Source organism: Hyphomicrobium facile (assembly GCF_900116175.1).
Lineage (GTDB): Bacteria > Pseudomonadota > Alphaproteobacteria > Rhizobiales > Hyphomicrobiaceae > Hyphomicrobium_B > Hyphomicrobium_B facile.
Genome location: NZ_FPCH01000002.1, coordinates 390,654 through 417,433, shown reverse-complemented (window position 1 = coordinate 417,433; position 26,780 = coordinate 390,654). Strand labels below are relative to the sequence as shown.

Below are 26,780 nucleotides of genomic sequence, written 5' to 3'. Positions count from 1 at the left end.
AAGCATGGCTGCCCGTAAAGAAATGTCTCCCGGGCGACAAACTCGGGCCCTTGTCGCGTCGAATTCTCAGCCCAAATGGCAAAGCCAGCGGCCGTCGTCGATGCAACACGCGGGGCCGGGATTTTCGACATAGTCAGCGCCCCCGTTAACGATGATCGGTGGGTTGCATAGCTGATGTGGCGGTTAAGCAACTTTCTGGAGCCATCGCGCCACTTTCGAGCCACAATGACCGCGCACCTGCTGACTTGCGACGTCGGCTTATGCAGCGTCATTTTTTATCAGGCAGAGCACTTTCGCCGAGCCCACGCGACTGGCATCCCTGCGCCATCCGAATTCGGGTGGTTTGACAAGGGCAAGGATGCCCAAAGAGGAATAAATGGACGCCAAGACGTTCGATAAATCGAAGCTTCCGAGCCGTCACGTGACGCAGGGTCCCTCGAGGGCGCCGCACCGTTCGTATTATTATGCGATGGGCCTGACCGAGGAGGAGATCAACCGCCCGTTCGTCGGCGTCGCCTCCTGCTGGAACGAAGCCGCGCCATGCAACATCTCGCTGATGCGCCAGGCGCAAGCGGTCAAGACCGGCGTCAAGGAAGCAGGCGGCACGCCGCGCGAATTCTGCACCATCACCGTCACCGACGGCATCGCCATGGGCCACCAGGGCATGAAGTCGAGCCTCGTCTCGCGCGAAGTCATCGCCGATTCGATCGAGCTGACGATGCGTGGCCATTCCTATGACGCTCTCGTCGGCATCGCCGGCTGCGATAAGAGCTTGCCCGGCATGATGATGTCGATGCTGCGGCTCAACGTGCCGAGCGTCTTCATGTACGGCGGCTCGATCCTTCCGGGCCGCTTCAAGGACCGTGACGTCACCGTCGTCGACGTTTTCGAGGGCGTCGGTATGCACAATGCCGGAAAAATGTCGGCGGCGGAGCTCCACGAGCTTGAATGCGTCGCCTGTCCGTCGGCCGGATCTTGCGGTGGCCAGTTCACCGCGAACACGATGGCCTGCGTTTCGGAAGCCATCGGCTTGGCGCTTCCGGGTTCGGCTGGCGCACCGGCTCCGTACGAAAGCCGCGATGCCTACGCGCACGAAAGCGGCAAAGCCGTCATGCGTCTCATCGCCGATGGCCTTCGTCCGCGCGAAATCTGCACGCGCAAGGCCTTCGAGAACGCCGCTATCATCGTTGCGGCAACCGGCGGCTCGACCAACGGCGCGCTGCATTTGCCCGCCATGGCTCACGAAGTCGGCATCGATTTCGATCTGTTCGACGTCGCCGAGATCTTCAAGCGGACGCCCTATATCGCCGACTTGAAGCCGGGTGGAAAATACGTCGCCAAGGACGTCTACGACATCGGTGGCGTTCAGCAGATCCTGAAGGCTCTGCTCGAAGGCGGAATTTTGCACGGCGACTGCATCACCGTGACCGGGAAGACACTCGCTCAAAATCTCGAGAGCGTGAAATTCAATCACGATCAGAAAGTCGTATTTCCGGTTTCCAATCCGATCACGCCGACGGGCGGCGTCGTAGGCCTCAAAGGCACGCTCGCACCAGACGGTGCGATTGTGAAAGTCGCGGGTCTGAAGACGCAGAAGTTCCGCGGCACGGCATTGTGCTTCGACTGTGAGGAAGATGCGTTCCAGGCGGTTGAGGATCGGAAGTATAAGGCTGGCGACGTGATCATCATCCGTTACGAGGGACCGAAGGGCGGTCCGGGCATGCGCGAAATGCTGTCGACGACGGCCGCACTTTACGGCCAAGGCGCTGGCGATAACGTTGCACTCATAACGGACGGACGCTTCTCGGGCGGCACACGCGGGCTCTGCATCGGCCACGTCGGACCGGAAGCCGCCGTCGGTGGTCCGATTGCGCTGGTTCAGGATGGCGACATCATCACGATCGACGCTGAAAAGGGCACGCTCGACCTCGAGGTCAGTGAGGAAGAGCTGGAACGGCGTCGCAAGACCTGGAAGGCGCCTCCGAACGTGTACCAGTCGGGGGCACTGAGAAAATTTGCGGACCAAGTGGGACCGGCGCGCTACGGCGCTGTTACCCATGCGGGAGGAAAGGCGGAAGTTCTCTGCTATGCGGACATTTAGGCTTGCACTTGCGGGAAGCGTTGCGACCCTTCTGATGCTGGGTTCGGCGATGGCGGGAGACATTGTCTTCCGCTCGCCGGATGATGCGATGAAGCAAGGAATATCGGCGTTCAACGGCGGTTACTACGAACTGGCGTTGCCCGCATTCGAAGCTCTTGAGACTTCGAAACCGCAGATCGCGCGCTTTTACATGGCGCGCATCTACGGCGATAACGAAGGTGCCTACACCGATCACGGCAAAGCTTTCCGCTTGTACAAGTCCCTTGCGGACGATCTGCAAGACGTCGATCCGGACGACGATAGTCTCGCGCCGATCGCCGCGAAATCCCTGACAGCCGTTTCGACATATCTGCGAAATGGCGTTGCCAATGCCGGCGTGAAGCCGGACGTCGAAGCAGCGAATCGCGCTCTGCAACGGGCCGCGCTGACCTTCAACGACGAGGACGCGCAGTTCGAACTCGCCAAGGTATTTCTGAGAGGCGAGGGGCCGGACATTTCGGTCGCCGGTTTCGAAGACCCCTCAAGCAAGATCGCTAACGGCCGCCACTGGCTGTCGCGCCTGTCGCAAGCCGGTCATCCCGGCGCCCAGGCGTTCCTCGCCGATTTGATGTGGCGCGGAAAGTTCGTCGAGAAGAACCCAACTGCCGCGCTGAACCTCATCGACGTTGCCGTCGCCAACGCGCCGCCGAGCGAGCGCGTGTGGATCGAGGACATCTATCAGAACATCTTCTGCAATGCGGGCGAGGGCGTCCGCCAGCAAGCGACGGGACGCGTCGCCGAATGGCATAACCTCTATGGCCGCAGCCCCGCGGCGCGCGACGACAAGGACGGTCTCGATAATTTGGCGGCCGAACCGGTAAGAACGTGCTCGAACGGCGAACTGGTCCGTCCGATGGGCGTCGCAACGCCGACACCCGCGACGCAAGTCATTACGTCGACACCGTCGGTCTCGCCCCAGCGAAACGCGGTCATTCCGGCGGCGACCTCATTGCAGCCCGCTGCGGCGTCGCAGTCGGCGCCTGCATTGTCGTCGTCAGCCCCGATGCTCGGCTTTGGAGCGGGCGAGCCCACGGCTCGCTAAGAGCTTTTGATTTGCGTTTGGCGACTCTCCTTCGTCGAGCCGGCCGCCAAACGCATAAACCAATCAAGAATCCAGCTTGATCCAGACTGGCACGTGATCGGATGGCTTTTCTTGCGCCCGCGTATCGCGGTCGATGCCTGACGACCGCAAAAGATCGGCGGCTTGGCTCGACAGCAGCATGTGATCGATCCGGATGCCGTCGTCCTTCTGAAATGCTCCGGCCTGATAATCCCAGAACGTGTAGACGCCCGGTCCCGGATGGCAGGCGCGCGTCGCATCCGTAAAACCGAGATTGACGAGCGAGCGCCAAGCGGCGCGGCTCTCTGGCTGAAACAGTGCGTCGTTTACCCAGGCCTGTGGACGTTTCGCATCTTCGCTTTCCGGAATGACATTGAAGTCGCCCGCGAGCACAAGCGGCATCTCGTCTTCGAGCAGAGCGGCTGCCCGAGCCTGCATCCGCTTCATCCATGCGAGCTTGTAGGCGAACTTCTCTGTGCCGATCGGATTGCCGTTCGGCAGATAAAGGGAAACGATGCGAACCATGCGATCGCCAAGCGCAACGGACGCCTCGATCCAGCGCGCATGCTGATCGAGTTCGTCGCCGGGCAAACCGCGCGTCACATCCTCGAGCGGAGACTTCGATAGAAGCGCAACGCCATTGAACCCCTTCTGCCCAAGGGTCGCGACGTTGTAGCCGAGATCCTGAAACGCCGAAGTCGGGAAGCCTTCGTCGACTGATTTGATTTCCTGAAGACAGACGACGTCGGGGGAATGCTGGCGCAGGTATGCGAGCGCCGATTCAAGCCGCGCCTTGACGCCGTTTATATTCCAAGTTGCGATGATCATGGCGAGGGAGCGATTTCAAGCGAAGGTGGCAAAAACCAGATGTGCCACTCAATCCGCGACAAATCAAATCCGGAAGGCTTAGATGGAAAAACTGGTCCCGCAGCCGCATGAGGCTGTGGCGACCGGGTTGGTGATCTTGAAAGCGGCGCCGATGAGATCGTCGACGAAATCGATCTGGGCGCCCTCCATGTACTGCGCCGAAACCGGGTCGATGACGACGACTGCGCCGTTTCGTTCGATGACGAGGTCGTCATCGGTGCGGGCGCCGACCAGATCGAACTTATATTGAAAACCGGAGCAACCACCGCCCTCGACCGAAACGCGCAATATCGGCGATTCCGATTCGGTCGCGGTAATCTCGGAAATGCGGGTCGCGGCGCGCTCTGTGACGGTTATGGTCATTTGTGTCATCGGTTGCAGACGGTTATCCGGCCATGGCCACTAGGGGCCTACTAGCGGTAGCGGTACGCAAGAGATAGGAAAGCGGCTGACGAAGTCAAATGCTAAGCGCATCGAACAAATGATAGCGAGCCTTGAACCGGTCTCCGAGACCCTGGATTACGGGCTGAGCCTAAGGCCCGGGGAGCGCTCGCCGGCCCCCTATGCCGCGAGCGGAGTCCCATCCCGAGGCCGCTACCACGCCGAATCGGAATGCGGCGCACGCGGTCCTTTCCAGCGCGACCGCGACCGGGTGCTCCATTCGACCGCCTTCCGGCGTTTGACCTATAAGACGCAAGTCTTCTTGCCGCACGAGGGCGATCACTTTCGAACGCGGCTCACCCATTCATTGGAAGTGGCGCAGATCGCCCGCACGATTGCACGGCAGCTTCGCCTCGACGAAGACCTCGCCGAAACGATCGCACTCGCCCATGATCTCGGACACTCGCCGTTCGGACATGCGGGCGAGCGCGCGCTCGATACCGAGATGCGCCCCTTCGGCGGCTTCGATCACAACGCTCAGTCGCTTCGCGTCGTGACGACACTCGAACGCAAGTATCTGTCGTTCGATGGCCTGAACCTCACCTGGGAAACGCTCGAAGGGCTGGCAAAACACAATGGCCCCGTGCGGAGCGCGTCCGCCGTCGCCAAAGTCACGCGCCATATTGAGGCCTGGTGTTCCCTGAAGCTCGAGCAATGGCCCTCTGCCGAAGCGCAAGTCGCGAGCCTCGCCGACGATATCGCCTACCTCTCGCACGACGTCGACGACGGGCTTCGCGCCGGGCTGATCACGTTCGATACGCTCCATGGCGCGCCGCTCGCCGGTCCGATCGCGAGCGAGGTGAAGGCTGTCGCACAGGGCGCCGAGAGTGGCCGCGCCATCTACGAAGTGACCCGGCGCATGATCACCGCGATGGTCGGTGACGTCGTGACCGAAAGCCGGCGGCGGCTTGCGGGTTTGGCTCCAGGCTCGCCCGACGACATCCGCGCCGCGGGCCATGCGGCAATCTCTTTTTCGGACGCCATGACGCTCGATCTCGCGCACCTGAAGAACTTTCTGTTCGGCGCCGTCTATCACCACCGGCGGGTTCTCGACGTCATGGAAAAGGCCGAAAACGTGGTTCGCGACCTGTTTAGGAAATACTATTCCGATGCCGCTGCGCTGCCCGCTGGCTGGCGAGAGGCGCTGCGGGGCCTGGATGACCGTCACCGGGCGCGCGTCGCTTGCGACTTTCTGGCCGGACAGACCGACCGCTACGCGCTCGCGGAACATCGCCGCCTGTTTGACGCCACCCCGGAACTGGGCTAGGCGCGAGGCTTCGCATTCCCGCGCTGGCGGCCGGCTCGACGAAGGAGAGGCGCCAGCGCGAAAATAAAGGATTCCTATGAACGTTTTTGCTGATGTCGCAGCCCGGGTCCGCACTGCGCTGACAGATCTGCAGTCCGAGGGATTTCTTCCCAAGGACCTCGCTCTCCCGGCATTCGATGCCGAGCCGCCGCGCGATCCGAGCCACGGCGATGTCGCCGTCAACGCCGCGATGGTTCTCGCGAAGTCCGCAAAGATGAAGCCGCGCGACATCGCGGAAGCTTTGAAGGCCAAGCTCGAAGCCACGCCCGATATCGCCAAGATCGACGTCGCCGGTCCAGGCTTCTTGAACATCACCTTCACGACCGGAGTCTGGCAGTCGCTGGTGCGAACGATTCTGAAAGAAGGATCGGCCTTCGGCAGCGGCGCAGCCGGTCATGGCGAGAAGCTCAACGTCGAATACGTTTCCGCAAACCCAACGGGTCCGATGCACGTCGGTCATTGCCGCGGCGCCGTCTTCGGCGATGCGCTGGCGAACCTGCTCGTCTTCGCGGGCTTCGACGTGACGCGCGAATATTACATCAACGACGCCGGCGGCCAGGTGAACGTGCTCGCACGGTCCGCGTTCCTCCGTTACCGCGAAGCGTTGGGCGAGAACATCGGCGCCATCCCCGAGGGCCTTTATCCGGGCGAATATCTGAAGCCCGTCGGCGAAGCGCTCGCGGCCGAGCACGGCGCGTCGCTGCTCGACATGCCCGAAGAACGCTGGCTGCCGCTCGTCCGGTCGTTCGCCATCGCGAAAATGATGGAGATGATCAGGGACGATTTGGCCGCCCTCAACATTCGCCATGACGTGTTCTTCTCGGAAGCGTCCCTCACGTCGAACGGCCGCGATCAGGTCAAAGCCGCGATCGAAGTGCTGCGCGAGAAAGGGTTGATCTACGAGGGCACGCTCGAGAAGCCCAAGGGACACGACGATGCCGAGTGGGAAGATCGCGTCCAGACGCTCTTCAAGTCGACGGCCTTCGGCGACGACGAGGACCGCGCGCTGCAGAAATCCGATGGCAGCTACACGTACTTCGCCGGTGACGTCGCCTACCACTACGACAAGTTGCAACGCGGCTTCCGCCACCTGATCAACGTCTTCGGCGCGGATCACGTCGGCTACATCCCGAGAATGAAGGCGGCGGTCGCGGCGCTGTCCGATGGAACGGCAGACCTCGACGTGAAGGTCGTGCAACTCGTGCGGCTCTTCAAAGCCGGCGAGCCGTACAAGATGTCGAAGCGGGCGGGCACCTTCGTCACGCTGCGCGATGTTGTCGACGAGGTCGGCCGCGACCCCGTTCGCTTCATGATGCTCTACCGGAAAAACCAGGAAACGCTGGACTTCGACTTCGCCAAAGTGACGGAGCAGTCGAAGGACAACCCCGTCTTCTACGTGCAATACGCGCATGCTAGGGCGGCGAGTGTTCTAAGGAACGCAGTCGAGCAGGTTGCTGGATTAGACATATCTGTTGAAGCTCTCGAGAAGGCCGACCTCTCGATCCTGACGGATCCGGGAGAGCTCGACCTGATCCGGCGCCTCGCGAGTTTCCCACGACTGATCGAGGGAGCGGCGACGGCGCACGAGCCGCATCGGGTTGCATTCTATCTGTACGACCTCGCGAGCGCTCTCCACACCCAATGGACGCGAGGCAATGATTCGCCACATTTACGTTTTATTCAGGCAAATGACGGGGTTGCGACTTCGGCGAGGTTGGGGCTGATTTTCGCGACAAAGACGGTGATAAGATCGGGGCTTCAAATCCTCGGCGTCGAGGCGCCCGAAGCGATGCGCTAAAGTCTCGAATCGACGATTAGGCGCAACCACTGCTTGCGCCCCACTCTAAGGGGGTTTCCGCGATGTCCTCGCAGAACGCATTTCCCGGGCCGAACGCCGCCAGGCCGGCTGCCCGCCCCAACGCGCAAACGCACAATTCCCAGCCGCCGTGGGTCAATCCGCAGCCGCAGGCACCCCGCGCGCCGCAATCGGACAATGGCTGGCCAAGCCAGCACCAGCCAGGCCAACATCAGCAAGGCCAGCATCAGCAGCCCGCGCCGAACTATCCAACCTTTCCCCAGCCCGGTTTCGGCGCCCAGGCCCCCGAGCAGCAGGCTTATGGCGGCGGTGGCCAGTGGAGCGAGCTGCAGCCGTCCGCCGCCCCGAGCCGCGGAAACTACGGCGGTTATCAGCAGCCTGCTCACGCCGAGCAGTCTGACCCTTATGCACCGCAATTCGAGCCCTATGTGCCGCCGACGCGGCCAAGCTTCGCCCCCCAGCAGGCGCAGCCGGCGCAGGGTTACGGCGCGCAGAGCCAACCGGCGCCCCAGTGGCCTGCCCGGAATGCAGATCCGCACGGCTTTGATAACGGCAGCTACGCCGCTCCCTCGTTCACCCCGCAACCGGCGCCGCAGCCGGTGCATGCGCAGCCGACCTTCGGACAGCAACAGTATCACGACAACGAGTTGAGCGCGGCCGACTGGGCGGGCCCGCATGATAGTTTCGGGCACGACCCGTATCAGCAGAATCATGGGCCACACCACGGGGATGCACAACTCGGCTTCGGCCAAGCCGAAGGCGGCGACTTGGAGCCCGTCTACGGCGAGGAAGAGGTCGAATACGAGGACGAGGAAGAAGCGCCACGCGGCCGGCGCCCGTTGATGATCGTGGCGGCTCTCGTCGGCGCCATCGTGATCGGCGGCACCATGGCCTACGGGTACAAAAAACTCACAGGCACCCCCAATCAGCAGGGCGATCCGCCGGTCATCAAGAGCGCAGAATTGCCCTCGAAGACGAAGCCCGCTGACGCCGGCGGAAAGCAGTTCCCCTATTCCGATACGAAAATCATGGGCCGCCTGGGCGACGGTACTTCGTCGGCGCAGGCGGATGAGGCGAACAATTCCGGCCAAGGCGCGCCGTCCGACAGCGCCGACAACTCGGCGAATTCATCGCCCGCCGACGATGGCGGCGCACGCAAAGTCTCGACTTTGGTCGTCGGCCGCGACGGGTCGATCCAGTCTCCGCCGCAGGCCCCTGAACAGCGGCCTCAGCCGGGTGACACGGGCGTTCCAGGCACCGCGCTGGTCGACTTCGGGCAGCACCCGGTAATGGGTGTGGGAGGTCCGGCGACCGTACCCACGATGGCGAGCCCGCCCGTTCGCCCACAACCGATGAACGCCGAGGCGGCGCCCGTCAAAAAGGTCGTAAAGCCCGTCAAGATCGCGAAGGTCAATTCCGTCGATCCGACCGGCAGCGCCGACGACAGCGCCGAAGCCCCGGCCGCGCCGCCGAAGAAGCTCAAGAAGGTCGCGCGCGCCGAGCCGACGGTCGAAACGGACGCGACGGCGGATGCGCCGCCGGTCATCCCATCTTCGGCAGGGGGCGCAGGCTTCGTCGCCGTGCTGGCATCCGTCCCCCGCTCCGATACAAGCCGCATCGACGCCCTGAAACTCTTTGCCGACATGCAGCAGAAATACGGTAGCGCACTTGCAGGAAAAACGCCGGACATAGCGTCGGCAACCCTCGCCAAGGGCCCGTACGACCGCCTTGTCGTCGGCCCGCCGGGATCGCGGGAAGAGGCGAGCAACGTGTGTTCGCAGCTCAAGGCTCAAGGCTACAAAGATTGCTGGGTCACCTCTTACTGATATCCTGAACGTCCGTGATATTTATCCGGCTGGTGCACACGCACCGGCCGGTTCCGTTTGAGCTGCGTTTGAGCGGCGTTTGATACGCCAAGACATCGGCCCCGGAGGGCCAAGTTGCGATGACCGCAAGTCTGATTGCCGGCCTCTCCAGCGTCGCCATGACGGACGACGAACGCCGCTTCTATCGCGACGTCCAGCCCGCCGGAGTGATTCTATTTGCCCGCAACGTCGCTGACCGGGACCAGCTGAAGCGCTTGGTAGAGGACGCGCGAGAGGCTGTTGGCCGGCAGGATTTCCTTGTCCTGATCGATCAGGAGGGAGGCCGCGTCCAGCGCCTGAGACCCCCGATTGCGCGATCGCTTCCACCCGCGGCCGTCTACGCCCAATGCTACGCTCAGAATCCGGAAAGGGCGAAACGTGCAGCCTTTGCGGTGGCCAGGCTCACGGGCGAGGAACTCCGGGCGTTCGGCATCACGATGAACTGCGCGCCCGTCGCCGACCTTCCCGTCGACGGTTCGCACGAGATCATCAGCGACCGCGCCTATGGCTCGACCGTCGCGGAGGTCGTGGCGTTGGCCGAGGCCGTTGCCGGCGGCTACCTCGCGAGCGGCGTCGTTCCAGTCGTAAAGCATATTCCCGGTCACGGCCGGGCGACGGCCGACAGCCATCTCTCGTTGCCCGTCGTCTCGACCTCGCGCCAAACCCTGTCGGAGACGGACTTCGCCCCCTTCAAGGCGCTGGCGGGCCTGCCGGCGGCGATGACGGCCCACGTCGTCTATTCGGCGATCGATGCCGCGAATCCGGCGAGCACGTCGGCAATCGTGACGCGCGAGGTCATCCGCAGCGGCGAAATCGGCTTCGATAACCTTCTGATGAGTGACGATCTCAGCATGAAGGCGCTGAGCGGGCCGATGCGAGCCCGGGCCGAAGCGGTTATTGCCGCAGGGTCGGACCTCGCGCTCCATTGCAACGGCGATCTCGATGAAATGCGCGCCGCGGCAGAAGGCGTGCCGGCCCTCGGAGGACGGGCTGCCGAGAGATTCGCAGCCGCTTGCTCTTGCATCGGCCGTATCGAACCCTACGATAAAGAGGAGGCTCTGCAACTCTTGGCGGGCCTCCAGGGCCAGCAGACTCCCGTTGTCTGAATCAGTGTAGTGTCAACGCCGCGCCTTCGATCGCGAGCGGCGCGAAGCAGGAACAAAATCGAGATCCGATGGACGAGACGGCAGCACAAGGCGAAAGCGATCATTCCGGCTGGGACGCTTCAGGCCTTGAAAATATGCCGGCCGAGGGCGAAGCCTTCGTCGTCGACATTGAGGGTTTCGAAGGTCCGCTCGACCTGTTGCTGGCTCTTGCCCGGACCCAAAAAGTCGACCTGACGAAGATTTCGATCCTTGCCTTAGTCGAGCAGTACCTCGGCTTTATCGCCGAAGCGCAGCTTATGAAGCTCGAACTCGCCGCCGACTACCTCGTCATGGCGGCATGGCTGGCATACCTCAAATCGCGCCTTCTGCTGCCGAAGGAAAAGGATAACGCCGAGACCGCGTCCGCCGAAGAGATGGCGCAGCGTCTGTCGTTCCGCCTGATGCGGCTCGAAGCGATGCGCGACAAGGCAGCTATATTGCTGACGCGCCGCCGCCTCGACCAGGATGTGTTTGCGCGCGGCCAGCCCGAGCACGTCAAGGTCACGCGCGACACGACCTACACCGCGACCGTCTACGATCTGCTGAAGGCCTATGCCGACCAGAGAAAGCGCACCATTCGCGTCGTCCACGTCGTAAAGGCACGGCGCGTGTGGTCGATCAAGGAGGCGCGCCAACGTCTCGAACGTCTGGTTGGAGCAAGTGCCGGCGACTGGGCGCAGCTCGATCTGTTCCTCGAACAATATCTGCCGCGGAACGAGGAAGAACGCTCGGCGCTCGCAAGCTCTTTCGGCGCGACCCTCGAAATGGCGCGCGAAGGGTTGATCGAGCTTCGCCAGGATGAACCTTTCGCGCCAATCTATATGCGCAAACGCGAAGCAGGGGCGACGTGGGAAAAGATCGGCTAGCGACGCCGAAAACACGGCTATAAGGGGGCTCGAAAAAGCCATGGTTCCGCCGAGACTGACATTGGTGTCGGATAACACGCGCGAGAAAAGTGAAACGGCTCCTGGTGAGGACGCGGAAGGGTCGCGCGCCGCTGGAGCAGCGAGCCGGCCAACTGCCGCTCTGAGCGACCCTGACGCCGCAATCGACCACCTCTCGAAAAGCGTCGAGCGTGAGAAGCTGCGCCGGCTCGAAGCCATGCTGTTCGCTTCATCTCAACCCCTCGACGCCAAGTCTCTCGCGCGCTGCCTCGATGCCAACGACGATGTCCATAGCCTGCTGATCGCCCTTCAGGCCGAATACAAGGATCGCGGCGTGACGCTCGTTCGCGTCGCGGGCCGCTGGCAGTTCCGCACCGCTGACGACCTCTCGTTTCTGCTCGAACGTCAGCAGAAGGAAGAGCGCAAGCTTTCGAAAGCGGCGCTCGAGACGCTCGCCATCATTGCCTATCATCAGCCGGTTACCCGGGCCGAGATCGAAGAGATCAGGGGCGTATCGACGTCGCCAGGAACGCTCGACGTTTTGATGGAGACGGGGTGGATCCGTCCGCGCGGACGCCGCAGGGCGCCGGGACGACCGCTCACCTACGGCACGACGGAAGATTTCCTCGTCCATTTCGGTCTCGACAACATCAAGGATCTGCCGGGCCTCGCCGATCTCAAGGCGGCGGGCCTTCTTGATGCCAACTTGCCGCCGGGGTTCACCGTACCCTCTCCGACGGACGTCGCAGCGCTGATGCCGGATGAGCTCCCGCTGACAGACGATGGCGACGAGGAGGAGGAAGAGCAGTCGGTGCTGCCCCTCGAGGACGACGGCGAAGAGCCTGACGAGGCCCAAGAGCCCGACGAGAGCGGAGAGTCCAAGAAACAAGAGGGCGAGGACTGACCGCTTTGAGGTTCGCCGGTCGATAGGAGGGGGCAATATTACTTATCATTAATTTGAGCCCCGTCTGTCTGCTTGGCCCCGTGGAGCGGGCCTAAACCATCACCCCGAATAGGAATTTTGTAGCCTCTGCCGATCCGCCGCGCGTTCGCAAACCTTGCCGCGCACTGGTGGTTCTGCGATAAGGGCTTAGATACGAAGAAGTGGTTCAGCCAATGGCCAAAGCCGTGCTGCCGCCGAGAGGTCTTCCAATGGGTTTTAGCGCACAACACATCCTTCTGCTCCTGGTCATTGCCCTGCTGCTTTTCGGCCGCGGCAAGATTTCGGAGTTGATGGGCGACGTCGCCAAGGGCATCAAGAGTTTCAAGAAGGGCATGGCCGACGACGAAGAGCCGGTTAAGCCTGCGCCGCGTACGATCGAGAACGAGGCAGTGAATCCTGACCGCACCAAGGTCGGATGATCCCTTAACGCTCATAAGTTCGCGGCTGATCCCGACAAGGTTGCTGGATGTTTGATATCAGCTGGAGCGAGCTTCTGATCCTCGGGATCGTGACGCTGGTTTTCGTCGGCCCGAAGGAACTGCCGGTGTTTATGCGGACGCTCGGCCGCTATGCTGGCGTCGCGCGTCGCCACGCCAACGAGTTCAAGGCACAATTCGATGCCGCCATGCGCGAAGCCGAGCTCGACTCGATGCGCAAGGAAGTCGAGCAGATGCAGAACTCGATCAACTCGGAAGTCATGAAGGCGAAGTCCTCGATCGACGAAGCGAGTTCCGCGACGAAGATAGAAACGAACGTGAGCGCGCCGCAGCCTTCGCAGGCGATTTCGCCTCAGCCGCCACTGCCGTCGCCGGAAGTGGCGCCAACTCCGCCAATGGCGACGGCCCCGTTGCCGGCGCCGCCTCTACCGGCGTCGCCAGAGAAATATTCATCTCCCGCAGAGCGGACGGAGTCCTAACGCGATGCAGGAGCGGTTACCGCCGACGGCAGCAGCCCCGGGTATCGAACCCGTGCGCGAAGGCCAAGAAGACATTGACGCCAGCAAGGCACCGTTGCTCGATCACCTGATCGAACTGCGCCAGCGGCTGATTTGGGCGCTCGCCGCTTTCGTCGTCATGTTCTTCCTGTGCTTCTCGGTTGCGGGCCACATCTACAACGTGCTCGTGTGGCCTTACATGTGGGCGTCCGGCAGCGACCACGTGAAGTTGATCGCGACCCACTTTCTCGAACAGATCATGACGCAAGTGAAGCTCGCGATGTTCGGCGCGGCCTTCCTGTCGTTCCCGGTGATCGCGACGCAGATTTATAAGTTCGTCGCGCCCGGTCTCTACAAAAACGAACGCCGCGCTTTCCTGCCGTATTTGCTCGCAACGCCCGTGCTTTTCGTCATCGGCGCGATGGTGGTCTATTTCATCGCGATGCCGGTGCTGATCCGCTTCTCGATCGGACTGACGCATATGTCGGGCGAGGGCGTGCCCGAGATCGAGCTGCTGCCAAAGGTTTCTGAATACCTGTCGCTGATCATGACGCTGATCTTCGGCTTCGGCATCGTCTTCCAGCTGCCCGTCATCCTGACACTTCTTGCACGCACGGGGATCGTGACGTCGGATGCCTTGGCCAAGGGCCGTCGTTACGCCATCGTCGGAATCTTTGCGGCCGCTGCGCTTCTCACGCCGCCGGACGCCTTGAGCATGTGCATCATGGCGTTGCCGACGATTGGCCTTTACGAACTCTCAATCTTAGCTGTCCGCTTCGTCGAGAGCCGTCAGGCAAAAGAGAACAAGTCGCAGTCATAGCTGCCATTCGTTTCTGCGCTGACGAAATGCGCGGATTCCACAATTGCCGCAGTAACGCACCCCCATCGTCAAACATACCTCTAGGCGCGAGCGTCGCTTCGGCGGGTGGAGCTCGTCACGATCAATGTTGCTCTAGGAGTTTTTTGATGACTGCATTCTTAAAAGTTCTTGTAGCTGTCACCGCCCTATCGGCTGCGGCCACCACGTTGGCCAATGCCTCCCCAAGCGACGCTGGGATGGTCGCGGGCTGCCAGGCAGACGATTTGACCCTGCATGGCGTCTGGGACTGCCACTAAGCTAAGGTCCCTTGAGGGATGACGCCGGCATATCGGGCGTCATCCCGTCATCTGCAGCCCTGGACCGGGCTAAAAGCATCGTATAGGACGGCTCCACGCACCCCGCACGTGAAGAGGCCGACCCGTGTTCGACATCAAATGGATCAGAGACAACGCCACCGCTTTCGATGAGGGTTTGCGCAAGCGCGGGCTCGAGCCGCAGTCGGCGAGTCTTATTGCTCTCGACGAAAAGCGCCGCGCTCTTCTGACCGAGCTGCAGGAAGCGCAATCTCAGCGGAACGCAGCATCGAAGGAAATCGGCAAGGCGAAGGCCGCGAAAGACGAAGCAACCGCAACGCGGCTGATGACCGAGGTCGCCGAGCTCAAGCAAGCGATCGCCAAAGGCGAAGAGGACGAGCGCAAGCTCGACGCCGAAATTCGCGACGCGCTTTCCGTCATACCCAATACGCCGCGCGAGGACGTGCCGTTCGGAACGGACGAGTCGGGCAACGTTGAAGTTCGCAAAGTTGGAACGCCGAAAACATTCGACTTTGCTCCCAAGCAGCACTTCGAAATCGGCGAAGCGCTGGGTCTGATGGACTTCGAAGCGGCACAGAAAATCTCGGGCGCGCGCTTCGTCGTCACCAAGGGCGCAATCGCGCGCCTCGAACGCGCCATCGGCAACTTCATGCTCGATTTGCACACGGGCGAGTTCAGCTACACCGAAGTCAACCCGCCGCTGCTCGTCAAAGATCAGGCGGCATACGGCACCGGCAATCTGCCGAAGTTCGCCGAGGACCTTTTCAAGACCACGAATGATTTCTGGCTCATCCCGACCGCCGAAATCCCGCTGACGAACCTCGTGCGCGAGCAGATCCTCGATGAAGCGCAGCTCCCCAAGCGCATGACCGCCTGGACGCAGTGCTTCCGCTCCGAAGCTGGCGCCGCCGGACGCGATACGCGCGGCATGATCCGCCAGCATCAATTCACGAAGGTCGAACTCGTCTCCGTCGTCACGCCGGAAAAAGCGATTGAAGAGCACGAGCGCATGACATCGTGCGCCGAAGAAGTCCTGAAGCGCCTCGGCCTGCCGTTCCGCACGATGCTTCTGTGCACGGGCGACATGGGCTTTGCCTCGCAGAAAACCTACGACATCGAAGTCTGGCTGCCCGGGCAGAACACCTATCGCGAGATTTCGTCCTGCTCGGTGTGCGGTGATTTCCAGGCCCGCCGCATGGACGCGCGCTATCGCCCGAAGGACGGTGGCAAGCCGATCTACGTCCACACGCTGAACGGCTCCGGCCTCGCCGTCGGACGCACGCTGATAGCAGTTCTCGAGAACTATCAGCAGGCCGATGGCAGCGTCGTCATACCCGAAGCACTTCGCCCCTACATGGGCGGCCTCGCGCAAATACAGAAAGCGTAATTTCTCACCATGCGAATTCTGATCACCAACGACGACGGCATCAATGCGCGGGGATTGGAAATCCTGAAAGCGATTGCGCTCGGCATTTCGCCCGATGTCTGGACGGTCGCGCCGGAGACGAACCAATCGGGCACGTCGCATTCGATGACGCTGCATACGCCGCTTCGCCAGCGAAAGATCGATGAGCGGACATATGCCATCGCGGGTACGCCGACGGACTGCGTAATCATGGCGGTCCGCCACATCCTCAAGCAGCAACCGCCGGATCTCATTTTATCGGGCGTCAATCACGGCTCGAACCTCGCCGAGGACACCACCTATTCCGGCACCGTCGCAGCAGCGATGGAAGGCACGCTTCTCGGCATCCGCTCGATCGCGCTGTCGCTGATGATGGGCTTTGAGGAAGGGGCAAGGCGCGCGCTGTGGGAAACGCCGCTTGCGCACGCGCCATCGCTCATCAAGAAATTGCTCGAAGAGGAATGGGAACCCAAAACCCTCATCAACATCAATTTCCCCGACGCCGATCCACATGAAGTGAAAGGCATTGCCGTCACATCGCAGGGTGTCAGAGATCAGGCGCTGCTCGATATCGACAGCCGAATTGATCCGTGGGGCACGCCGTATTTCTGGTTCGGATTCGAACGGCGGAAATCGACGCTCGTCCCCGGAAGCGACCTCGCGGCAATTGCGGAAAACAAAATTTCCGTCACGCCGCTGAGCGTCGACCTTACCAATCATGGCTCGTTGAAAATGCTCAACGCCAAGCTGAGCTGAACGGCATCTCTTCCGCGCTCCGGCGTCCGCGAAAGTCGCCATAAAGACGAAATCCGTCCGCGAATAGAGCGCAATTCTCATCTAATTCGAAAAAACTCCGGCGGTGTGCAAAGCACCGTCGAAGGTCACTCACTTTCCTATTCGGGTCGTATTTCTTGTGAGGGCGGGGAAGCCACCTCAATCGCAAGTAAGTGCAACTCGAGACTTCTACATAAAATCACAGCTGAACGTTTACTCTCTGTTAACCGGTTAAAGGTTAATGGATGGTGCGAGTAGAGGTGCGTACCATGATGAGTTGTTTTGGCGTTAGCCAATGCGGGCGCTTGAGCCTCAAGTCCGCGACGGCTGTTTCTCTAATAATTGCAAGCCTTGGCCTCAGCGGCTGCAGCGCTGATGTTACGCGCTTCGACAGCACGTCCTTCAATTTTAACGATAGTCCGGGCGCGACGCCGATCCCGTCCGAGCCCGTGCGCACAAGTTCACTGGGCGATAACCAAACCGTCGGCGGCTCAACTCCGCGCGGCCCCTACGGCGCCGGCGCTTCGTCCGTACAAGTCGCAGCGCTTCCCGAGGCGACCGGCGATCACGGCTCGACCAACTATTATGCGCCCCAGCCTCCGCCGCCACCGCAGGCCCCTGCCGCGTCGACTTCCTACCGCCCGGCGAAGCCCTTCGCACGCACGCCAAGCGAGCCGAGCTACGGCCGCGATATGGCAGCTGCTCGCTCGGCGCCGCCGGCCGCGCCAGTCGCCAAGGGTGAGATGATCGCGGTGCAGCCGGGCGATACGCTCTATGGGCTTTCGCGGCGTCACCAGGTCTCGCTCACCGAATTGACCTCGTTGAATGGCCTGAGCAACCCGAACTTGAAGCCTGGGCAGAAGCTTTATCTCCCGGCCGCAGGCGCCTCAATCGATCGTAGCAGCGTTGCTGCGGCGAAGGCCGTCGAGGCCGCAACGCCGTTGCCTGCGCCGCTTGCGCCCGCCGCTCCTGACGTCGTGGCGAACTACAACGGCACCTACACCGTGAAGCCCGGCGATTCCCTCTACGGCATCGCGCGGTCGAACAATGTCAAATTGGCCGAGCTGCAGCAGGTCAACGGCATCAGCGATCCGCGTCGCGTGAAGCCCGGTACGGTGCTGAAGGTGCCGGGCGAAAGCGCCAACGAAGCGCCGTCTCGCATGGCCGAGAGCAAACCCGTGCTACCCAGTTATGCGCCTCCACATTCTGTGCCTCCGCTTGCCCCAGCGTCGGCATCTGCAGCTCCGCTCCCGCCGGCTCAATCAGCTGCGGCCGTGGTGCCCCCGATCACGCCATCGGAGCCCCCCGCGCGCTACGGTGACTCGACGACGGCGCAGCCGACCGTCATCAACGGCGAGAGGCGCGTTGCATCGCTTTCGGATAACAAGGTGACGGACGCATCGCCCGATCCTTCGCCGGCCGCTGCACCTGTGCAAGCCACGCAGCCCACGCTGCCGGCCGCTCCGGAACAGAAGCCCTCGCCGCCGGAGGAAAAGGTCGCTGTTGCAGTTCCCTCCGCAGTCGCGGAAGGGGCGGCAAGCTCGGCGAACAATTCCGGCAAGCTCCGTTGGCCGACGATCGGCAAGATTGTAGCAGGCTTTGGCAGCCGTTCCGACGGCACCCATAACGACGGCATCAATCTGCAGGTGCCGCTCGGCACGGAAGTCCACGCCGCAGAGTCAGGCGTCGTCGCCTACGCAGGCAGCGAACTCAAAGGCTATGGCAACCTCGTGCTGCTTCGCCACGATAACGGCTGGGTCACCGCCTACGCGCACAACGACGAACTGCTCGTGAAGCGTGGCGACAAGATCAAGCGCGGACAGGTCATCGCGAAGGCCGGCAAAACCGGCTCTGTTGATCAGCCGCAAGTCCACTTCGAATTGCGTCAAGGCTCGAAACCGGTAGATCCGATGCCGTATCTCGAGAAGCTCTGACGCTTTCATCTAGCGCGGGGGAAAACGCGCTGGCACTGAGGGAAAACTGGGGGCCGGATCGAAACGATCCGGCTCTCTTTTTGTTTGGCGCTCGGCGCTCGCGCGTTCCCCATTTTGGCGACGCGCGTCCCGCATTTTAACGTCATCCCCGCGAAGGCCGGGATCCATCCAAGCCCTTTGAGAAACAAGAAACGACGATTGGATGGATGCCCGCCTGCGCGGGCATGACGGAGTTTATGGATCGGCGAAAAACTAAACCTTATCCGTCGAAACGCCCGCGCGACCCGCGAGATCCTGCACGTATTGCCACGCGACACGGCCCGAGCGCGCGCCGCGCGTCGTCGCCCATTCGAGTGCGTCCCGCTGCAATTCGTCGTCCGCGACCTTGATGCCGAAGTGCTCGACATAAGCCCTGACCATCGCGAGATAATCGTCCTGGCTCGCGTTGTGAAAGCCGAGCCAGAGGCCGAAACGATCCGAGAGCGAAACTTTCTCTTCCGTCGCTTCGCCGGGATTGATGGCCGTCGCCCGCTCGTTGTCGATCATGTCGCGCGGCATGAGGTGACGGCGGTTGGACGTCGCGTAGAAAATCACGTTCTTGGGGCGCCCCTCGATCCCGCCTTCGAGAACCGCCTTGAGCGATTTGTAGCTCGTATCGTCATGATCGAAGGAAAGGTCGTCGCTGAAGACGATGAATCGAAACGGCGCGGCTTTGAGGATGGTGAGGCATTTGGGCAGCGAGCCGATATCCTCACGATGGATCTCGATGAGCTTAAGGCCGCCGTTCGTGCCGAGCGCGTCGGCGTGCGCGGCTTTTACGAGGCTCGATTTGCCCATGCCGCGCGCGCCCCAGAGCAGGGCGTTGTTGGCGGGCAGGCCCGCTGCGAAGCGGCGTGTGTTGTCGAGCAGAATGCCGGCGGTCCGGTCGATACCTTTGAGAAGCCTCAAAGGAACGCGGCTAACCTCCAATACCGGCTCGAAGGTCGCTGCATCAGCCTGCCACACGAAGGCATCGGCTGCGGTGAAGTCGGCAGCCCGGGTCGGGGAAGGGCTCAAGCGTTCAAGAGCGTGGGCGATCCGCTCCAGAAGCGGGCGATAGGCATCTGCGTCTGTCATTAAGGAATTCCAGGGGGCTGAAAAGCCCGGCGCGCTACGAGCCGGGAAAAAGCGTGTTTAATCGCTGCGGAAGTCAGTGCCAACGGCCTTTCACGACCCTATGCGAGGTTGCAAAAGAGCTTCGGACCACTATAGTCCGCCCGAATTTGAGGGGCTGATCCCTCCGGCCCATTGGGATCCGGGGCGGTAGTGCTTATTTCAATCGCATCCAGAGGACTATCCTTTCCAATGTTTACGACTTCCGCCTTCGCGCAGACCGCCGCAGCCAGCCCGATGGACCCCCTGGGCGGTCTTCTGATTCCGATGCTGGCGATGCTGGCGATCTTCTATTTCCTGCTGATCCGTCCGCAATCGCAGCGCGCGAAGCAACTCCGGGAGCGTTTGAACGCCGTCCGCCGCGGCGACACGGTCGTCACGGCCGGAGGCATGCTCGGCAAGGTTACGAAGGCTTCCGACACGAGCGACGAAATCGAGGTCGAGCTTGCCGATAATTTGAAGGTCCGCATCGTGAAGAGCACCCTTTTGGATGTGCGCTCCAAGGGCGAACCTGTCAAAGACGCAACGTGATTGACCGTCCCCCGCGTGCGAGAACGTAGCTGCGCCAGATGCGCAAGTTTTGATCCGCGCATCTCCTAACGCCTGAGACCCTATTCCGATGCTGCAATTCACACGCACGAAAATCATCTTGATCCTGCTGACCTGCCTCGCAGGTTTCGCAGTCGCAATGCCGAACTTCTTCTCGAAGGAGACGGTCGCGTCGTGGCCATCATTCGTACCGAAGAAGCAGCTGCCTCTGGGGCTCGACCTCCAGGGCGGCGCGCATCTTCTGCTCGCCATGGACCAGGACGAGATCAAGAAGGATTGGATGAACAACCTGCGCGATGAATCGCGCAAGGTTCTTCGCGATGCAAAAATTGGGTTCACCGGCATCGGCATCCAGGGCTCCCAACTTATCGTCAAGCTGGCAAAGCCGGAAGAGCGCGACGCGGCGATCAAGCAACTCGATAAGGTCAGGCAGCCGATCGGCAGCGCTGTGCTCGGCACCGGCGGCTACGATGTCGAGGTCGCGGCCGGAACTGACCCCGGCACGGTGATCGTGAAGCCGACTGAGGCAGGTCTCCGCGCGCGTATTTCCAACGCCGCTGCCGCCTCCATCGAGACGATCAACCGCCGCGTCAACAATTTGGGCACGTCGGAATCGACGATCGTGCGCCAGGGCACCGACCGCATCCTTGTCCAGTTCCCTGGCCTGAAAGACACCAAGGAACTGAAGGCGCTCATCGGCGAAACCGCCAAGCTGACGTTCCACGAAGTGCATCCCTCGCTCAGTGCCGAAGAGGCCAAGCAGACGACCATCCCCGCGGGCTACAAGATCTATCCGGGCGACAAGAGCGAGGGACCGTCGGAGTATCTGCTGCGTGAGCAGCCGGTCGTGCAGGGCGATGACCTCGCCGACGCGCAGCCGGGCTTTGACAACCGCACGAACGAGGCGGTGATCAACTTCCGCTTCAATCAAAGCGGCGCGCGCAAGTTCGGCAACTTCACCAAAGATAACGTCGGCAAGCCTTTTGCGATCGTGCTCGATAACAAGGTGCTTTCGGCGCCGGTCATCCGCGAGCCGATCCTCGGAGGTTCCGGCCAGATCTCGGGCAGCTTCGACATCGACAGCTCGAACCGGCTTGCCGTTCAGCTGCGGTCCGGCTCGCTGCCGGCGAAGCTGACGATCGTCGAAGAGCGCACCGTCGGTCCATCCCTCGGCGCCGACTCGATCGCCGACGGCAAGCGTGCCGGCATCATCGGCGGCATCGCGGTCGTCATTCTGACGGTCCTCGCCTATGGCACGTTCGGTATTTTTGCCTGCGTCGGCCTCGTCGTGCACTTGATCTTGACGCTCGCCCTCATGACGCTCATCGGCTCCACGTTGACGCTGCCGGGCATCGCGGGCTTGGTCCTGGGTGTCGCGATGGCCGTCGACGCGAACGTGCTGATCTACGAACGCATACGTGAAGAATTAAGGGCCGGCAAAACGGCGATCTCCGGCATCGATGCTGGCTTCCAGCGCGCCTTCGTGACGATCGCCGACAGTCAGCTCACGACCCTGGCTTGCGCCATCATCATGTTCTGGCTGGGCTCCGGTCCGATCCGCGGCTTCGCCGTGACGCTGACAATCGGCATTCTGACGTCGATCTTCGCGTCCGTGACGGTCGTCAGGCTGCTCATCTCGTTCTGGCTCAAGGCTCAGCCGAAGGGCCGTATCCAAACCGTGCCGGTCTAGGAGACCACTTCCGTGTTGATGAAATACATTCCGGTCTTCAAGGGGTTCGACTTCTTCCCGCACGACTTGAACTTGCCTTTCATGAGGTTCAAGGGGCAGGCGCTCATCGCCTCTATCGTCGCGATGGCGGTATCCATTGCGCTCTGCATGACGCTCGGCCTGAACTACGGCGTCGACTTCAAGGGCGGGTCGTTGATCGAGTTGCAGACGAAGAGCGGCAATGCCGACATCTCGTCGCTGCGTGAGAAGCTCAACGCTCTAGGCCTCGGTAACGTGCAGATTCAGGAGTTCGGCACGCCCAACGACGTGCTTGTGCGGCTTGAGGAGCAGCCAGGCGGGGAATCCGCTCAACAGCCCGCCGTCCAGAAGGTGATTGACGCAACGAGCGCCGACTATGTCCAGCGTCGTGTCGAAGTGGTCGGCCCGGCCGTGTCGAGCGAGTTGCGCATGACCGGCTTCATCGCGGTCGCTGCAGGTATCTTGGCGATCGTGGCCTACGTCTGGTTCCGCTTTGAATGGCAGTTCGCTTTAGGCGCCGTCGTGGCGTTGACCCACGACGTCCTGTTGACCGCCGGTATCTTCTCTTTTTTCCGGCTTGAATTCGATCTCTCGACCGTCGCGGCGCTGCTGACCATTCTCGGATACTCGGTCAACGACACCGTCGTCGTGTCGGACCGAATTCGCGAGAACTTGCGCAAGTTCAAGAAAATGGAGCTCAATCAGCTTCTGAACCTGTCGATCAACGAGACGCTGTCGCGCACGATCCTGACCGGTGTGACGGCGATCGCCGTGCTGATTTCGCTCTATATCTTCGGCGGCGAAGTCATCCGCAGCTTCAACCTCGCGATGCTCTTGGGCGTTGTGATCGGCACCTATTCGTCGATCTTCATCGCAGCCCCGCTGCTGGGCTACCTCGGCGTCAAGCGCGATTGGAGCGACGCGGCTGCGAAGGCGGTTGCCGAGACCAAGACGAGCCGCGCCAAGGCCTGATGCTCGGCGCGAACGAGGAACGCCGCCGTAATGACGCCCGAGGTCGCCCGCTATCCCTATGAAACGGCGATCACGGCCTACGGCAACGGCGGCTTCCGTTTTGCCGAGATGAGCCATCGCGGCTCGATTATCTGTCTGCCGAGCGGCGTCTACGCATGGGGCGCGACCAACGCCGAGGAACTCGATGCCGAGGACATCGACTTTCTTCTGAGCCGCCTCGATCCACCGATCACGGTGCTGCTCGGCACGGGCGAGAAGCAACTCTGGCCTTCACCCGAAGTCTATTCCGCATTCGCGAAAGCCGGCATCGGCCTCGAACCGATGTCGACAGGAGCCGCGGCGCGCACGTACAACATCCTGATCGCAGAAAAGCGACCGATCGCAGCGGCGCTGATCGCAGTGCCGTGACGCCTGCGAGGAACCGCCTTCAATCCACGAGTGACGTGTGAGCAACTCCGGCACGCGAGCGATCGATTACGATGCGGTACGGCTGGCCGCTCGCGCCTCAGCGCCGGATCGTTACTACGCCGCGCTCTTCGCCCCCGTCGAGGCCCGTGACGATCTCATCGCGCTCGCGGCATTTACCGGCGAAATCGAACGGATATCGCGCCAAGTCAGCGAGGCGGCGCTCGGCGAAATCCGCGTCGCATGGTGGCGGGACGCGTCTTTGAGCCGAGGCGAAAGCGGCCGCTCCGGCAATCCGACGCTCGATGCCTTTGCAGAAGTCATCCGGCGCCGCGAACTCTCTCTCGGCGTCATCGAAGATTATCTCGCAGCCCACGCACACGCTCTCTATGGCGAACCGCCGGCCGATGATGCGGAACTCGGCGAAACATTGCGCATCATCGATGGCACGCCGTTCGCTTTTGCAGGCGCGATCCTGGGTCTCGAATTGGACGAGCCCATCATCGACGCGGCAGCTCGCGCATCGGGCTTCGCCCGCATCGGAATGGAGCTGCCATATGCTCTGATGCGCGGGCGCGCACTGCTGCCGAAGGCGAGGTCTCCGAACCCGTTTGCGGCTGACGAAGCTGAAGATTGGCGCCCGCAAACGGCGTGGCTTGCGAGCGAAGGGCTCAGCGCTCTCGCTGAGCTGCGGCGTCATCTCAGGGGCAAACCGGCAACGTTCACAACGCCTTTGTTACCGCTTGCCCTCGTTGAGCCCTATTTTCGCGCTTTGCAGAACCCTCGGCACGAGCCGGCGCGCGACATATTGGAAATCGCGCCTATCGCTCGATTGTGGCGTATTGCACGCGCGCATTGGTCAGGTCGCGTCTGACGGCCAGGCGAAGAGGGCAGATGGCATCAATTTCAAGACGGGGGCTGAAAGGCGTACGTTTGCGCGCGGCGCAGGATGTCCCGCGAGCCAGCCGCAAAGTGTGGTCGCATGCGGCGGCACTGGTCCTTTCGCTTGCCTTCGTCGCGACGAGCTTGATCACGCCGGACCGCGCTGAAGCTGCTTCGCCTGTCATTACCTGGAAGCTCGAAAACCCGTTCCGCTTCTTCGTCGACCCTCACGATACGGAAGCTCACCGCGCAACGTATCGGGCGCTCGGGCCGACAGAACGGGCAACGCCCGTTTTAGCCGCAGAGCGCGCGCTCCAGAGCGGCGACCGCGACGGCTGGGCCGCATCCATGTTCCAAAAGACGTGCTGGAAAAACAACCGCTTCAAGTGCGATGCGTACGATGACTACATCAACCCCTCGAACCACGCCGTCATCGTTGAGGTCAAGGGCGTGGACGACGCGTCGACGCTGACGTGCACGTGGCTCACGGCGCCGCGCGGCGATTCCAAGAATCCTCGCGGCGATGCGATCACGCAACCCTGCAGCGAGTCGGCGCGCTTCGTCGTACCCTATCCGGGCGGCGCGATGGTCACCGTCCAAATAGGCGGCCGGGAAGTTTCCAAGACGCTGATCAAGGTTCGCGACGTCCTCATCGCCGGAATGGGAGACAGCTTCGCGTCGGGCGAAGGCAACCCCGACCGCGCCGTCCGTTTTTCGCGCGAACGGACGTCCGACTACAGCACCATCGGACTTTACAGCGGTCTCACCGGATATCCCGCGCGCATCGGGCCGTGGCGGGATCTCGGCGATAAAACCTTCATCAAGGAGAACGCACGCTGGCTCGATCAGGCCTGCCATCGTTCGCTCTATTCCGAACAATTGCGGACAGCATTGCAGCTCGCCGTCGAAGATCCGCACCGCGCCGTCACGTTCGTCGGCGTCTCATGCGCAGGCGCAGAGATCACAGACGGACTTTTTCTCCGGTACAAAGGCAACGAATGGGTTCCGAACCCTCCGCGCCTCTCGCAAATCTCGGCGGTCGCCGAAGCGCAATGCGGAAACAATAAAACGCAGCCACTCGATCTACCCGAGGCCTTTCACATGAATGGCCAAATTCCCCAGTTGCAGAACATCGTCCTTCGTAAGTGTCCGCAGGATGACGCACGCAAGATCGACCTCGTGCTGCTCTCCATCGGCGGCAACGACATCGGCTTCTCGCGGCTTCTGGCGAATGCGGTCCTCTCGAATGTATCCCTGTTGCGTGAACTCGGCGGCTGGTTGGGTCAGGTCCACGGCGAGGCCGAAGCTTCCGCCGAACTCGCGACGTTGGGCGCACGCTATAAGTCGCTCAACCGCGCCATTCACAGCATCCTCTACGTGCCCTGGCAGGAAAGCGATCGCATTTTGCTCGTCGCCTATCCGGGCCTCGCCCTCGAAGGCGACGGCAGCCAGATGTGCGGCGACGGCAACTCCGGCATGGAAGTCGTGCCTGACTTCCAGTTGGACCGCACCAAGCTGAAGCTCGGCACATGGTTCGCCGACAAGCTGCATCGTCTGATGCGTGAGACCTCTTACGAATTCGGCTGGACGTTCGTTGAAACGCACAGGCGTGCCTTCATCGGACGCGGAATATGCGCGGGCCTCAGCGTCGAAGGCGTGAGCGAGGTCGATGACCTCCGGCTTCCCCGCAAGATCGATGGAATATGGACTCCCTATAATCCCGCCGATTATCGGGCCTACGCGCCGCGTCAGCGATGGTTCAGAACGCCGAACGATGCCTTCATGACGGGTAACTTCCACGTCGAAGCCGGGCTGTTGACGAAGGTTCTGCGCATCGAGCCCTTCGCGCCGTTCCAGCTCATCTTGGCGTCGACGTACTCCGGCGCGTTCCACCCGACGGCGGAAGGCCAAGCGGCCATCGCCGATGCCGTCGTCGATAAGGCACGGTCCGTTCTGGCGAAGTATGGGGCGGGCCCCGACGCCGATCCCACGGGCTACACGGTGCCTTCTCCTGAGGATATGCCGGCACCGCCAGCGGACGAGCCCGATGCGCAAATTCCAGACATCAATTCGGTGCTTTCAAAGTCGGGTGGCGAAAAAGGTGTAACCGGCGCATTGCCCGCCGCCGCCGTGCCCGCCGCAACGGCGCCCGTCACGGATGACGACAGCTCGACGTCCGGCGCGACCGTGGGAGTTACCTCCGGCGCGCCCTCGGATGAGCAGCCGCCGGAAGCCGTTGTCGGGCCGCCTGCGACGGAGACAGCGGTCGTTCCATCACCGGCACCACCTCCAACTGATGCGCCTCCAGCGACACCCATAGAAATCCGCCCGCTCAACCGGGAACCACAGCAGACGTCGACGGAACCAGCGCCGCCGCCAGCAGCGTCACCACCGGCCAGCGAGCAGTTCACGCCGCAACGTTTCGCTCCGGCTTCCGGTGGAACGACGAACGCGGCGCCCTAGC

The 26,780-nt window shown here is 62.0% G+C and carries 23 protein-coding genes; 20 read left to right on the top strand and 3 right to left on the bottom strand.

Features of this window, described 5'->3' with window-relative positions; all coding sequences use genetic code 11:
- Positions 1–376 precede the first annotated feature (376 nt).
- Positions 377–2,101 carry a dihydroxy-acid dehydratase gene (ilvD, locus tag BM399_RS08995; RefSeq protein ID WP_092867239.1) on the top strand — a complete coding sequence of 575 codons (1,725 nt, stop codon included), beginning with the start codon at positions 377–379 and terminating at the stop codon, positions 2,099–2,101.
- Positions 2,088–3,182 (top strand): tetratricopeptide repeat protein, encoded by a 1,095-nt coding sequence (locus BM399_RS08990; protein WP_092867237.1) that lies wholly within the window; start codon positions 2,088–2,090, stop codon positions 3,180–3,182. Before ilvD ends, BM399_RS08990 begins: the two co-directional genes overlap by 14 nt.
- A 63-nt stretch (positions 3,183–3,245) precedes the next feature.
- On the opposite strand, the gene xth is transcribed toward BM399_RS08990, so the two are convergent.
- The gene (gene xth, locus BM399_RS08985; protein WP_092867235.1) at positions 3,246–4,028 is read right to left on the bottom strand and encodes an exodeoxyribonuclease III; all 783 of its coding nucleotides are present in this window, start codon (positions 4,026–4,028) and stop codon (positions 3,246–3,248) included.
- Between the two features lie 78 nt (positions 4,029–4,106).
- Entirely contained in the window at positions 4,107–4,430 is a 324-nt protein-coding gene (erpA, locus tag BM399_RS08980; RefSeq protein WP_177228100.1) for an iron-sulfur cluster insertion protein ErpA, read from the bottom strand.
- 118 nt (positions 4,431–4,548) lie between these two features.
- Here erpA and BM399_RS08975 point away from each other — a divergent pair, with 118 nt between their 5' ends.
- The 12 genes from BM399_RS08975 (at position 4,549) to BM399_RS08920 (ending at position 18,648) form a co-directional block, all read left to right on the top strand.
- Positions 4,549–5,775 (top strand): deoxyguanosinetriphosphate triphosphohydrolase, encoded by a 1,227-nt coding sequence (locus BM399_RS08975; protein ID WP_092867231.1) that lies wholly within the window; start codon positions 4,549–4,551, stop codon positions 5,773–5,775.
- A gap of 76 nt (positions 5,776–5,851) precedes the next feature.
- Entirely contained in the window at positions 5,852–7,612 is a 1,761-nt protein-coding gene (gene argS / locus BM399_RS08970) for an arginine--tRNA ligase (protein WP_092867229.1), read from the top strand.
- Between the two features lie 62 nt (positions 7,613–7,674).
- A complete protein-coding gene (locus tag BM399_RS08965; RefSeq protein WP_092867227.1) occupies positions 7,675–9,456 on the top strand; it encodes an SPOR domain-containing protein in 1,782 nt (593 codons plus the stop codon).
- A gap of 119 nt (positions 9,457–9,575) precedes the next feature.
- Positions 9,576–10,601 (top strand): beta-N-acetylhexosaminidase, encoded by a 1,026-nt coding sequence (gene nagZ / locus BM399_RS08960; RefSeq protein ID WP_092867225.1) that lies wholly within the window; start codon positions 9,576–9,578, stop codon positions 10,599–10,601.
- Between the two features lie 68 nt (positions 10,602–10,669).
- Positions 10,670–11,506, top strand: a complete 837-nt coding sequence (locus tag BM399_RS08955; protein WP_092867223.1) for a segregation and condensation protein A — start codon at positions 10,670–10,672, stop codon at positions 11,504–11,506.
- 40 nt (positions 11,507–11,546) lie between these two features.
- A complete protein-coding gene (gene scpB / locus BM399_RS08950; protein WP_092867221.1) occupies positions 11,547–12,428 on the top strand; it encodes an SMC-Scp complex subunit ScpB in 882 nt (293 codons plus the stop codon).
- Between the two features lie 248 nt (positions 12,429–12,676).
- Entirely contained in the window at positions 12,677–12,886 is a 210-nt protein-coding gene (locus BM399_RS08945) for a twin-arginine translocase TatA/TatE family subunit (protein WP_092868136.1), read from the top strand.
- 47 nt (positions 12,887–12,933) lie between these two features.
- The gene (gene tatB / locus BM399_RS08940; protein WP_092867219.1) at positions 12,934–13,383 is read left to right on the top strand and encodes a Sec-independent protein translocase protein TatB; all 450 of its coding nucleotides are present in this window, start codon (positions 12,934–12,936) and stop codon (positions 13,381–13,383) included.
- 4 nt (positions 13,384–13,387) lie between these two features.
- A complete protein-coding gene (gene tatC, locus BM399_RS08935; RefSeq protein ID WP_092867217.1) occupies positions 13,388–14,221 on the top strand; it encodes a twin-arginine translocase subunit TatC in 834 nt (277 codons plus the stop codon).
- Positions 14,222–14,641: 420 nt separating this feature from the next.
- Positions 14,642–15,922, top strand: coding sequence for a serine--tRNA ligase (serS, locus tag BM399_RS08930; protein WP_092867215.1), 1,281 nt, complete (start codon positions 14,642–14,644; stop codon positions 15,920–15,922).
- 9 nt (positions 15,923–15,931) lie between these two features.
- Positions 15,932–16,696: a 5'/3'-nucleotidase SurE gene (surE, locus tag BM399_RS08925; RefSeq protein ID WP_092867213.1), complete on the top strand. Its 765-nt coding sequence runs from the start codon at positions 15,932–15,934 to the stop codon at positions 16,694–16,696.
- Between the two features lie 287 nt (positions 16,697–16,983).
- Positions 16,984–18,648 (top strand): LysM peptidoglycan-binding domain-containing M23 family metallopeptidase, encoded by a 1,665-nt coding sequence (locus BM399_RS08920; RefSeq protein WP_092867211.1) that lies wholly within the window; start codon positions 16,984–16,986, stop codon positions 18,646–18,648.
- Positions 18,649–18,900: 252 nt separating this feature from the next.
- Here BM399_RS08920 and BM399_RS08915 read toward each other — a convergent pair whose 3' ends face one another.
- Complete coding sequence (locus BM399_RS08915) at positions 18,901–19,764, bottom strand: ATP-binding protein (RefSeq protein ID WP_092867209.1); 864 nt, start codon at positions 19,762–19,764, stop codon at positions 18,901–18,903.
- A 228-nt stretch (positions 19,765–19,992) separates the two neighbouring features.
- Between BM399_RS08915 and yajC the strand changes: the two genes are divergently transcribed.
- From yajC to BM399_RS08885, 6 genes are all read left to right on the top strand, one after another.
- Positions 19,993–20,331: a preprotein translocase subunit YajC gene (yajC, locus tag BM399_RS08910; protein ID WP_092867207.1), complete on the top strand. Its 339-nt coding sequence runs from the start codon at positions 19,993–19,995 to the stop codon at positions 20,329–20,331.
- 88 nt (positions 20,332–20,419) lie between these two features.
- Complete coding sequence (secD, locus tag BM399_RS08905) at positions 20,420–22,039, top strand: protein translocase subunit SecD (protein ID WP_092867205.1); 1,620 nt, start codon at positions 20,420–20,422, stop codon at positions 22,037–22,039.
- Positions 22,040–22,057: 18 nt separating this feature from the next.
- On the top strand, positions 22,058–23,029 hold the full coding sequence (secF, locus tag BM399_RS08900) for a protein translocase subunit SecF (RefSeq protein WP_244531169.1): 972 nt from the start codon (positions 22,058–22,060) through the stop codon (positions 23,027–23,029).
- A gap of 30 nt (positions 23,030–23,059) precedes the next feature.
- On the top strand, positions 23,060–23,437 hold the full coding sequence (locus tag BM399_RS08895) for an Mth938-like domain-containing protein (protein ID WP_092867201.1): 378 nt from the start codon (positions 23,060–23,062) through the stop codon (positions 23,435–23,437).
- Positions 23,438–23,474: 37 nt separating this feature from the next.
- A complete protein-coding gene (locus BM399_RS08890) occupies positions 23,475–24,308 on the top strand; it encodes a squalene/phytoene synthase family protein (RefSeq protein WP_092867199.1) in 834 nt (277 codons plus the stop codon).
- A gap of 20 nt (positions 24,309–24,328) precedes the next feature.
- A complete protein-coding gene (locus tag BM399_RS08885; protein ID WP_092867197.1) occupies positions 24,329–26,779 on the top strand; it encodes an SGNH/GDSL hydrolase family protein in 2,451 nt (816 codons plus the stop codon).
- Position 26,780 lies beyond the last annotated feature (1 nt).